The organism is Streptomyces sp. NPDC046862 (assembly GCF_040704615.1).
GTDB lineage: Bacteria > Actinomycetota > Actinomycetes > Streptomycetales > Streptomycetaceae > Streptomyces.
This window is the reverse complement of the sequence record NZ_JBEYXP010000026.1, coordinates 26,119-36,885: the sequence shown is the minus strand read 5'-3', so window position 1 is coordinate 36,885 and position 10,767 is coordinate 26,119. Positions and strand designations below refer to the sequence as shown.

8 protein-coding genes are annotated in these 10,767 nt (G+C 72.8%); 1 reads left to right on the top strand and 7 read right to left on the bottom strand.

All coding sequences use genetic code 11. From position 1 onward, the window contains the following. Positions 1 to 29: 29 nt before the first annotated feature. Positions 30 to 239 (top strand): MbtH family protein, encoded by a 210-nt coding sequence (locus tag AB0959_RS27285; RefSeq protein ID WP_366829215.1) that lies wholly within the window; start codon positions 30 to 32, stop codon positions 237 to 239. 117 nt (positions 240 to 356) lie between these two features. Here the strand turns inward: AB0959_RS27285 and AB0959_RS27280 are convergent, their stop codons facing one another. The 7 genes from AB0959_RS27280 to AB0959_RS27250 form a co-directional block, all read right to left on the bottom strand. Then, positions 357 to 1,427 carry an iron-siderophore ABC transporter substrate-binding protein gene (locus AB0959_RS27280; protein WP_366829214.1) on the bottom strand — a complete coding sequence of 357 codons (1,071 nt, stop codon included), beginning with the start codon at positions 1,425 to 1,427 and terminating at the stop codon, positions 357 to 359. 83 nt (positions 1,428 to 1,510) lie between these two features. Next, positions 1,511 to 3,331 (bottom strand): ABC transporter ATP-binding protein, encoded by a 1,821-nt coding sequence (locus AB0959_RS27275; RefSeq protein WP_366829213.1) that lies wholly within the window; start codon positions 3,329 to 3,331, stop codon positions 1,511 to 1,513. Next, positions 3,328 to 5,061, bottom strand: coding sequence for an ABC transporter ATP-binding protein (locus AB0959_RS27270; protein ID WP_366829212.1), 1,734 nt, complete (start codon positions 5,059 to 5,061; stop codon positions 3,328 to 3,330). Before AB0959_RS27270 ends, AB0959_RS27275 begins: the two co-directional genes overlap by 4 nt. A 104-nt stretch (positions 5,062 to 5,165) precedes the next feature. Further along, positions 5,166 to 5,936, bottom strand: a complete 771-nt coding sequence (locus AB0959_RS27265) for a class I SAM-dependent methyltransferase (protein WP_366829211.1) — start codon at positions 5,934 to 5,936, stop codon at positions 5,166 to 5,168. Positions 5,937 to 6,065: 129 nt separating this feature from the next. After that, positions 6,066 to 7,301 (bottom strand): aminotransferase class V-fold PLP-dependent enzyme, encoded by a 1,236-nt coding sequence (locus AB0959_RS27260; protein WP_366829210.1) that lies wholly within the window; start codon positions 7,299 to 7,301, stop codon positions 6,066 to 6,068. A 2-nt stretch (positions 7,302 to 7,303) separates the two neighbouring features. Beyond that, positions 7,304 to 8,632 carry a pyridoxal-phosphate dependent enzyme gene (locus tag AB0959_RS27255; RefSeq protein ID WP_366829209.1) on the bottom strand — a complete coding sequence of 443 codons (1,329 nt, stop codon included), beginning with the start codon at positions 8,630 to 8,632 and terminating at the stop codon, positions 7,304 to 7,306. Next, entirely contained in the window at positions 8,629 to 10,140 is a 1,512-nt protein-coding gene (locus AB0959_RS27250) for a Y4yA family PLP-dependent enzyme (protein ID WP_366829208.1), read from the bottom strand. The genes AB0959_RS27255 and AB0959_RS27250 overlap by 4 nt, the downstream gene beginning before the upstream one ends. Positions 10,141 to 10,767 lie beyond the last annotated feature (627 nt).

Below are 10,767 nucleotides of genomic sequence, written 5' to 3'. Positions count from 1 at the left end.
CGAGGCGGGGGGTCGAGGAGAGGAAGAGCATGAGCAATCCGTTCGAGGACCCCGAGGGCGTCTACTCGGTGCTGGTCAACGACGAGAACCAGCACAGCCTGTGGCCGGACTTCGTGGACGTGCCGGCCGGCTGGCGCGTGGTCCACGGACCCGCTTCACGGCACTCCTGCCTGGAGTACGTCGAGACGCACTGGACCGACATGCGGCCCCGGAGCCTGGCGGAGTCCATGGGCGGCTGACACCCGTCGTGAGGAACGTGGGAGGGACCGGCCACGAGTGCGGTGCTCGCGGACGGTCCCTCCCCGCTGTGCGGGTGTCCCCGCATGACTTCCTGAAACGCCGTCAGGACACGGGCTTCAGGAAGCGGGCTGCTCCACCTTCGTGTCCGTCTTGCCGTCGACGGCCGCCGCCAACTGCGGGACCAGGCGCTCGATCACGTAGGGCAGGCTGAGGACGGTGCCCATGGACAGGGCGTTGCCGTAGTCGCTGGTCTCGTTGACGTAGACCTCGCGTCCCTCCTTGACGACGTTCAGGTCCTTGTAGGAGGCGTCCTTGTGCAGCTTGGCGGCGTCCTTGGTGACGTCGCCGACCTGCCACACGAGGGTGTCCTGGTCGAGCAGGTCGGTGCGCTCCTTGCTGATGTTCGCGCCGAACTGGTCGCCGATCACCTTGTCGAGGTCCTTGGGCAGGGAGAAGCCCAGGCCTCTCAGAAGGTGCGAGCGCGGGTCCTGGCTGCCGAAGACGAACATGCCCTCGTACGGCGTGGCCATCACCGCGGTGGCGCCCTTGAAGCCGGGGTGCTCCGCTGCGGCGGCCTTGATCTTGTCCTCGGTGTCCGCGACCGCCTTGGCGGCCTCCTCGGGCTTGCCGAGGGCCTTGCCGATCGTCTCCGTCTGCTCCTGCCACGGGACGCCGTAGTCGTTGTACTTCTTGGGCTGGGCGACCACGGGCGCGAACTTCGACAGTGACTCGTACTGCTCCTTGGTGAGTCCGCCGTACACCGCGAGGATCAGATCGGGCTTGAGCGCGGCGATCTTCTCCACCTGGGGGCCGGTGCCGGTGTCCTTCAGCACGGTCGGCGTGGCGGCCCCGCCGAGTTTGTCCTCGGCCCAGGGGCCGACGGCTCCCTTGTAGCCGCCCAGCCACTCCGTGGTGCCGACCGGCGTCCTGCCGAGCGCGAGCACCGAGTCCTGGTCGGTGAGGCCGACCGTGACGATCCGCTTCGGCTCGGACTTGACGGTCGTGCTGCCGTACTTGTGGGCGATGGTGACCGGGAAGGCCGACTCGCCGGAGGAACCCGCCTCCGTGCCGGCGCCCGTGTCGTCGGAACCTGAGTCGTCACCGCCGCATGCCGTGGCGGTGACGAGAAGCATGGCGGCGGAGGCGAGCGCGGCGGCGAGCCGCGGTGCTCTGCGGGAGCGGAACATCGGTGGTGTGATCCTTCGTTCGGTTTCCTGTGGTGCCGGGCGGTGCGGGGGTGGCGGTGCGGCGAGCGGGTCTCGTGCTCTGCTCAGCCGGGGCCGCCGGTGTCGCTGGAGTCGTCGAGGGTGTCGGCGCCTGGGGCCCTGGTGTCCGACCACGCCTTCCAGAGAGCCGCGTACGGGCCTCGGGCGACGCGGAGTTCGTCGTGGGTGCCGGTCTCGACGACGCGGCCCGCGTCCATGACGACGATGCGGTCGGCGGCCGCCGCCTGGCTGAGGCGGTGGGCGACGATCAGCGCGGTGCGTCCGTCGACGGCGCGGGCGACCGCCTTCTCCAGGGCGCGCGCTCCGGCGCTGCCGGCCTCTGCGGTGGCCTCGTCGAGGATGACGAGCGGCGGATCGGCGAGGATCAGGCGGGCCAGCGCGAGGGCCTGTGTCTGCGCGCCGCTGAGGCGGTGTCCGCCGTCGCCGACCACCGTGGCGAGGCCGTCGGGCAGCGCCTCGGCCCAGGCGAGGGCGTCGACGCGGTCGAGGGCGGCCCGCAGTTCGTCGTCGGTGGCGTCGGGTGTGGCGAGGCGGAGATCGTCGGCGAGCGGGCCCGCGAAGACGTGGGTCTCCTGGGTGATCAGGGCGACCGTGCGGCTCGACCATCCGAGTTCGGTCGGCGGGACGCCGCCGATCAGGACGGTTCCGGTGGTGGGTGGCTGGATGCCGGCGACGAGTCGGGCCAGGGTCGTCTTGCCCGCGCCGCTGGCGCCGACGAGGGCCACGCGTTCGCCGTGACGGACCGTCAGGTCGATGTCGTGCAGGACGGGATGTCCGGTGCGATAGGCGTGGCCGACTCCTCGCACGGTGACCTCGGCGGACTCCGGTACGGCGGGACGCGCCGGCCGCGGAGGTGGCGGTTCGTCGGTGACGCCGACGAGCCGGGCCAGGCCCGCCGTGGCCGACTGGGCGTCGTCGAGCAGGACGAGGGCGGCGTTGACGGGGCCGAAGAGGCTGTGGAAGTACAGAGCGGCGGCGGTCGCCGTGCCGATGCTCGCCGAACCGTCGTGGACCAGCAAGTAGCCGGTGCCGAGGACGGCGGCGAGTCCGATGTACTCGGCGATGTGCAACCGGCTGTAGAAGCCCAGCACGAGCCGGACTCCGCGCATCGTCAGCCCGACCAGGGACCAGGACCGACCGGTGACGCGCTCGATGTGCTCACGCTCCAGCCGGAACGCCCGCACGGTGGAGCTGCCGCCGACGGTGTCGAGGAGTTGCTGCTGCTGGACGCTGCCGGCCGAGCGCTGCTCCGCGTACAGGGGGATCGCGCGGGTGACGTACCAGCGCGCGGTGGCCGCCTGCACCGGCACGGCGAGCAGCGCGGCCAGCAGGAACCGCCAGTCGAGCAGGGCGAGGGCGCCCAGGGTGAGCACGATGGTGAGCAGGGAACGGGCCAGTTCCGGCAGGGCGCTGCGTACGGCCTCGGCGATGAGGGACACGTCGGCGGTGACCCTGGCCGTCAGGTCTCCGGCGCCCGCCTTCTCGACGCGTTCCAGCGGCAGTTCGAGGGCCCGTTCCACGAACCGTTCGCGCAGCCGGGCCAGGGTCGTCTCGCCCAGCCGGGACATCAGCGACAGGCCGAGCCCGGTGCTGAGGCCCTGCGCCACGGCGACGGCCACGAGGAGGGCCGCGGTCGTCGTGATCGCGTCGGCGGACCCGCGGTCGGCGGCCAGGTCGACGATCCGGCCCAGCAGCGGTTGCACGAGCAGACCGACGGCGGTGGCGCCGACCATGACGGCGAACGCGGCCAGCGCCAACGGCCGGTGCGGGCACACGAGTTCGGCGACGGCCGCGCGGGTGCGGGCGGGCGTGGCGACGGGGAGCAGCGGCGTCTCGGTGGGGGTTCCCGCCCGGCTGTCGGTCACGTCAGGACCGCCGTCCGGTAGGCGACGCGGTCGTGGACCAGGTGGTCGTGGTCGCCGGTCGCGGTGACGCGGCCGCCGTCGAGGAGCACGACCCGGTCGGTCACGGCGAGCAGGGCGGGACTGTTGGTGACCAGGACGGTCGTAAGGCCCCCGCGGACGTCCTTGATCCCGGCGGCTATCCGGGTCTCCGTGACGGCGTCGACGGCGGTGGCGGGCTCGTGGAGAACGAGGACGGGGGCGTCGGCGGCCAGTGCCCGGGCGAGGGCGACGCGTTGGCGCTGCCCTCCGGAGAGCGAGCGTCCGCGCGCGGTGACGGCCGTGTCGGCGCCGTCGGGCAGGGCGCGGGCGACCTCGTCGGTGCTCGACGCGGCCATCGCGGTGCGGATGTCGGCTCCGGCGGGTGCGGCGGCGGTGACGTTGTCGAGGAGGGTGCCTTCGAAGAGGTCCGCGTCGTGCTCGGCGACGAGGATCGCGGCGCGCCCCTCCGCCAGGCCGAGCGTGGACAGGTCGGTGCCGTCGAGTTCCACGGCTCCGGCGTCGGGGTCGGTGCGGCGGCCCAGGCAGCGCAGCAGCGCCGTGGCGTCGGCGGGGTCGCTCGTGACGACGCCGACGGTCTCGCCGGGGGCGATGTCGAGGTCCAGCCCGCGCAGGGTCCCGTACGACAGTCCGCGCAGCCGGAGCCGGCCTTCCACCCGGCGCAGTACGGGCCCGGCGGTCGCCGCCCCATCGGTCACGGTTCCGTCGGTCGCGGGACCGGCCGTCACGGCGGGCTCGGCGCCGAGGACCTCGGCGATGCGGGCGGCGGAGGCACGGCCCTGCGCGAGCTGCGCGTTGACCCAGGAGAACGTGGAGAGGGGGCCCATGAGGAAGAGGGCGAGGGCGACGGACGAGACGAGTTCGCCGAGGCCGATGTCGCCGCGGGCGGCGAGCCGGCCGCCGACGAGCGCCACCAGGGCGAGGAAGGCGCCGGTGAGGAGGGTGACGACGCCGTTCTGCCAGGCCTCGGCGCGGGCCGCGCGCAGGGTGGCGGTCAGCGAGTCCTGGCTGATGCGGCGGTAGCGGGCGACGGCCGACGGTTCGGCGCCGATGCCCTTGAGCACGCGGAGCCCGGCCACGAGGTCGGCCGCGACACCGGAGGCGCGTGCCGCGCGCTCCTGCTCGGTCTCGCTGCGCCGTTCCAGGGGCTTGCTCAGCAGGTGGCCCAGCCACAGCAGCAGCGGGGTGCCCAGCAGGACGAGTAGGCCGAGGGTGAGGGACACGCTCAGCAGCACGATCGCGCTGACGAGCACACCGGTGGCGGCCGCGACGCCGAAGACGAGGGCCATGGTGACGGCGCCGACCCGTCGTGCGTCCTCGGTGGCGGTGTTCGCGAGTTCTCCGGGCAGCCGTCCGTCGTCGGCGCCGCCCTCCTGGGCGAGGACGCGGCCGACAAGTGCGGTGCGCAGGTGGTGGGCGGCGGTGAGGGAGGCGCGCTCGCCGATGCGGGCGCCGTGGCGGAAGCTGAGGGAGAGTCCGACGTAGACGGCGGCCAGGATGCCGAGCCACAGCAGCAGTCCGGTGACGTCACCGTCCACCACGCCCCGGTCGACGGCCAGTCCGATGAGCAGCGGCACGAGGGCCTCACCGGTCTGATGGCCCATGCCCAGGAGCGCGCCGAACACGACGGCACGGCGCTGCCCCCCGACCGCGCCCCACAGAACGTCCCGTCCCGGCGGGTCCGCTCGCCTCACGCATCCTCCGGAACCGTACGCAGGTGATCCTCATGAAGAATTTAGGTAAGGCTAACCATGTTTCTCGTCATGGACCAGCCCCGCGGAGGCTTCACCGCGCCGCGTCAGTCCCTGATCGCGACGAGGACGTGACTGTCGCCGAACTGCCAGACCGTGCCGACGTGTTGGAAGCCCGCCTGCCGCAGCAGTTCGGCGTGGCGGGCGAGGGTCAGGTCGCTGCCGTTGCCGCCGTGGTTGCCGAGCGCCGCCCGGCGCCTGCCGCGCAGGTCGAAGAGGTCGGCCAGTTCGGGGTCCCGGGCCGCCGCCGCCCACCAGGAATCCCAGTCCTCGTGACCGTGCACGCGGGAGCGTTCGGCACGGCGGCGCGCGACGTGTGCGGTGAGGGCCGAACAGGGCGGGCCCTCCTGGGCGAAGTGGTCCCCGTTGACGACGACGCCACCCGGGCGCAGCAGCGACGCGAGCCGGCGGTAGGTCCCCAGCAGGGTGGGCTCGGAGAGGTAGTGCAGGGCGGTGGTCGAGACGGCCGCGTCCAGGGGGCGGCGCAGCCCGAGGGTGTCGGTCCAGCCGTCGTCGCCGATCACGGCCTCCACGTACCGGGCGGCGTACGGGTGGTGGGTGCGGCCGAGTTCCAGGAGCAGTGGGTCCATGTCCGCTGCGACGATCTCGGCGTCCGGCAGGCGCGCGGCGAGCCGGGCGGCCAGGGAGCCGGGCCCGCAGCCCAGGTCGAGGAGCAGGGGCCTTTCGCGGTCGGCCGTGACGTGCTCGACGACGTCGGCGATCACCGTGAAGCGCTCCTCGCGGCCGAGGGCGTACCGCTCCTGCTGGCGCTCCCAGCGCTCCACCCACAGCTTGGCCGTCGCCATGCTCACACCCATGGGCCGTGTGTCACCTCACCATCTCGTATGGTCCGAAGATGATCACGACCCTACAGGTGAAAACGGTTCCCATTCACGTTTTCGGACCGTTGGGGTGAGCAAGGAGGTGAACCCGGGCCGGCGCCGGGCTCAGGCCAGCGTGGTGAGCACGGACTGCAGCCGGTCGACCTCCTCCACCGTGGTGTAGGCGTGCACGCTGACCCGCACCGAGCCGTGCTTGGGGTCCGTCTCGTCCGTGCCCGCCTGGCAGAGGCTGTCGGCCCGGACCATGAAGCCGTGACTGAACAGGATGAACCCGAGGTCGTCCGAGGGGATGTCCCGGTGCCGGAAGGTGACGATGCCGTGGCGGCGCTGCAACGGGGAGCCGGCGGCCAGGCTCGCCTGGCAGCCCAGGATCTCGTACGAGGGGAGGTGCCTGAGCCCGTCGGTCAGCCGGGCCGCGAGGGCCGTGCCCCAGCGGCCGATGCGGTCCGTGCCCGCCGCGTCCAGCCAGTCGAGCGCGGCCTCCAGGGAGGCGATGCCCACGGTGTTGGGGGTGCCCTGCCAGCCGCCGGGACGCAACTCCGGTCCGCGGGCGGGGTCGTTGCGCGCCCACACGGCTCCCGTCCCGGGCAGGGCGAGCGCCTTGTGCCCGGAGAAGACCACGAAGTCCACGTCGAGCGCCGCCACGGACACCGGCAGGTGGCCGACGCTCTGTGCGGCGTCCAGGCAGATCGGCACCGTCGGGCCCACGGCGGCGCGGATCCGGTGCACGTTCATGTCGCCGCCGTAGACGTGGTGGACATGGGTGACGGCGACGAAGCGCGTACGTGGACCGACGGCCCCCGCCAGCGCCCGGTGGTCGTAGTCGCCGGAATCCGCCTGGTACGGCAGTCCGCGCACCCGTACGCCGACGCCGCGCTCCGCCAGCAGCCGCTCGGCCTCCAGCCAGGGCAGCAGGTTGGCCCGGTGGTCGGCGTGGGGGACCAGGATCTCGTCGCCGTCGGTGAGATGGGTGGTGAGCCAGTCGCGGGCGACGGTCCGCAGCCCCTCGGTGGTGCCACTGACGAAGTGGACCGCCGACCGGCCCGACTCCGGATCCGGGTCGCCGAGGAACTCCTTGACGCGTCGCCGGGTCCGCTCGACCAGCGCGGTCGTCCGGTTGGCCCACGGGTAGGCGCCCCGCCCTGCGTTGGCGTTCGACGTCGTCAGGTACGTCTGCACGGCGTCGAGCACCGCCCGGGGCTTCTGTGCGGTGGCCGCGCTGTCGAGGTAGGCCGGCTCGGGGTGGGCGGTGATGATGGGGAACTGCTCCCGTATGTCCTGCTGCCAGGCCGTCAGTTCCCTCAACTCGTCGTCCGGGAGGGCCGGTTCGCCGTGGGGCATCGTCAGTCCCGGACCAGGGGCGCGCCCGCGTCGCGCCATGCGATGACGCCGCCGGACAGGCTGCGCACGTCGGGGTGGCCCATGCGGGTGAGCAGAGCGGCGTAGCGGGCGGACTTCTCGCCGACCGGGCAGGCCAGCAGCACCGGCTGCCGCTTGCTGAACGGGAGTCCGCCGCGCAGCAGTTCGCCGAAGAGCTCGTCGGCGATGTTGACCGATCCGTCGATGTGCAGCGCGGCGTACGCCTGCGGCCCGCGCAGGTCGATGACGAGCGGCGCCGGCCGGCCCTCGGCGATCCAGCGCCGGGCGGCCGCCGTGTCGACGACCGGGGCCTCGGCCCGCACCTCCGCCTCGGTGAGGTTCGCCGCCGAGTTCTTCAGGGGCGGCCGCCCGAGGAGTTCGGGGCGGCGCTGCCGTACGTACCCGATGTAGCTCTCGGCCCGGTCGCAGACGATGAAGACGGCGGTGCGACGTTCCGTCAGCTCTGCGTCCACCGTGCGGAGATGACGTACCGCGCCGTGGAACGCGGCACCTCCCGTGGGCCCGGACAGCAGGCCGCAACGGCGGATCAGGGTGACCATGCCGTCGATCGCCTCGTCGGCCGTCACGGACTCGATGGTGTCGTACGTCGCCGGGTCGAAGAGGCCGACCTGGTGCACCTCGTCGATGGTCCGGATGCCGGGGATGAAGTCCGACTTGTGGGCGACCAGGCCGAGGACCCGTACGTCCGGGTCGTGCTCGCGCAGCACCCTGGCCACCCCGGTCGAGGATCCGGCGGTGCCCACGCAGGCGACGAACCAGTCCGGGGCCCGCCCGTCGAGGTCCTTGATGATCTCCGGACCGGTGCCCGCCGCGTGGGCCTCGGTGTTGCGCGGGTTGAAGTACTGGTCGGTGTGCAGGTAAGTGCCGCCGGGCTCGGTGAGCGCCTGGTGGAAGCGGGTCAGCGGGTCGTCGGTGTCCGTCGGGTCGAGACACTCGCTGCGGCCGGGCAACTCCTCGATCTCGGCGCCGAGGAGCAGGAGCAGCTCCTTGATCTCCGGGATCCGCATCCGGTTGGTGACGCTCTTGAACTTCAGGCCGTGCACGCCCGCGAGCAGGGCGAGCGCCTTCGCGGTGTTCCCGCTCGACAGCTCCACGACCGTCGCGCCGCGCCCGGCCGCGTCGGCGAGGTGCGGGCGGGCCATGTTCCAGGCGGGCCGGTCCTTGACCGAGCCGAAGGGGTTGAGCATCTCCAGCTTGGCGTACAGGTCGATGTGGGTCAGGCCGTGCACGGCCGGGTCGATGCGGACGAGCGGGGTGTTGCCGATGGCCTCGGTGATGCTGTCGTACCTCATGACGCGGGTCCCCCCGACTGCGTGATCGGCCAGTAATCCTCGTCCGGGCACCACCGCCAGGAACCGCCGTCCCGCACCACGGCGACCGTCCGGGCGAGGGGCTGCCGTTGTGCGGCGTGGGCGTGGAAGTCCATCGCGTAGCCGGCGGTGTTGGCGAACGCGAGGAGGTCGCCGGCGCGCGGCAGCCGGGGCAGGTACACCGTGCGGCGGGTGATCAGGTCGGCCTCCAGACACAGGTTTCCGACGAGGTGGACGCCCACGGGTCCCTCGCCTCCGTCAGGTCCCTCGCCGCCCTTCCCTTCCCCGCCCTCACGTGGCAGCAGCAGGGGGTCGACCAGGACCCCGTGCTCCTCCAGGCCCATGTCCCCGGCGTTCATGCCGACGCGCACCAGATGGTCGCCCGAGCCGGTGGGGCGTACGTCGAGGACCCGGGCCAGGACCGCGCCGCACTGGTCCACCAGCGCCCGGCCGGGCTGGACGGCGAGGTCGTAGAGGTGCTCCAGGAGGAGGGTGGCCGGTGGGCGGCCCGAGGCGGGGGCGGGCGCGGAGAGCAGGTCGTCGAGGTATCCGGGACCCGCCGTCGGCCGGTGCGCCGGGTACAGGCCCAGGGCTCCGCGGAGTGTGCCGCCCTCGTTGCGCAGGCCGTAGCCGTGTCCGCGCCAGGTCAGCGTCGGCCGGGTCCCCATCACGGCGTTCGTCAGCTCGGTCGTGTAGCGCTCCCACTGTGCGGCGTCCTCGACGTAGCCGACGCCGAACCCTCCGCCGATGTCGACGACCCGCGGGTCGAGTCCCCGTGCGCGGAACTCGTCCATCACCGCGACGCAGCTCTCCAGGGCGACGGCCTTCTCCGCGAGCCCGGTCGTGTCCAGGTGGTACGCGACGCCGACCGGTTCGACGGCGTCCCGGTGCCGCTCCAGCGCGTCCAGCAGCGTGCCCAGCTCGCCCACGGGCGTGCCGAAGCGGCTGCGCCGGGAGAGCACCTTCACCCCGGACACTCCGGAGCCGGTGGCCGCCTCGAACCCGGACAGCCGGGGCAGGACGTCGACCCTGGGCAGGGCGAACTTCCGTACGAGCTCGGCCAGTTGTTCTACTTCGGTCACCGAGTCGGGGTGCACGGTCACGCCGGTGCGGGCGGCCAGCCACAGGAACGCGGGATCCTTGGGGCCGGTGGCCGTGATCCGGTCCGGAGTGAACCCACAGCTCAGGGCGTGTTGCAGCTCGCCCAGCGAGGCGACGTCCACGCCGACCGAGGCCGGGTCGGCCGCGGCCAGACGGCGTAAGAGGGCGCTGGAGCGGTTCGCCTTGTGCGCGAAGGTCACCCGGCCCGTGAGGTGGTGCTTGCGGTACACGGCCCGGAACCGCTCGGCGTTCTCGGCGATCCGGTCGGGCAGCAGCACGTTGAGGGGTGAGCCCAGCGCGTCGGCGAGCGAGTGCAGGAAGGGCGTGGCCTCCAGTAAGGAACTGAGCGGTGGTTCGAGCCGTGGCTGCAGGTACAGGGGCACACGCACGACAGGCTCCTCCCCGTGCACGGCCGGCGGCGGCGCCCGGCGCTGGAGAGCCGCTGTCGTCCCTGCGTCGACAGCGGCCCAGACAACCGTTCGGGGCCATCTTTTCCGAATACATACGGCTTTAAGCCCGGGCGTCACCGGGATGCACCTTCCTGGCACCAACGCCCCTCCGGGCCGCCGGGGGCGCACCAGTGCGCCTGCGTGTGCGCCTTAGCGGCAGCCGTCGTGTGTGCGTGCGCCCACTGCGCCGGGTGCACAGGACATGAGCGACCGGCGCGGGAGGCTCATACCCGTCGGGAGGCCCACCCCGCGCCTCGGATCCGCGCCTCCGTAGCACGAAGGCGCCCCTTTCACGCTGTTCCCGATCGCCAGCCGTGGCTGTTGGCTTGACTCGCAGCGCTCACAGCCCAGCCGCACGCACCGTCACGAGGTTGCCGTCATGGCGTCCCGCTCCCCGCAAACCGTCTTCGACCTCCACCGCCTCCGCGACCCCAGCCACCCCCGACGCACCCGGCCCCGCCGCACCCGGCCCCGCCCCGCCGGGCCCCACCGGCAGGCGCCGTAACCGCCCGGGGAGATCGCGAAGCCCTCGTCCGCGGCTCTGTCACGGCGCGCGCTCGTCCCACG

Bases quoted from the DNA above. Each gene is read 5' to 3' on its own strand.
- AB0959_RS27265 (WP_366829211.1), bottom strand. From the start codon at position 5,936: ATGGGTGTGAGCATGGCGACGGCCAAGCTGTGGGTGGAGCGCTGGGAG.
- AB0959_RS27255 (WP_366829209.1), bottom strand. From the start codon at position 8,632: ATGAGGTACGACAGCATCACCGAGGCCATCGGCAACACCCCGCTCGTC.
- AB0959_RS27260 (WP_366829210.1), bottom strand. From the start codon at position 7,301: ATGCCCCACGGCGAACCGGCCCTCCCGGACGACGAGTTGAGGGAACTG.
- AB0959_RS27280 (WP_366829214.1), bottom strand. From the start codon at position 1,427: ATGTTCCGCTCCCGCAGAGCACCGCGGCTCGCCGCCGCGCTCGCCTCC.
- AB0959_RS27285 (WP_366829215.1), top strand. From the start codon at position 30: ATGAGCAATCCGTTCGAGGACCCCGAGGGCGTCTACTCGGTGCTGGTC.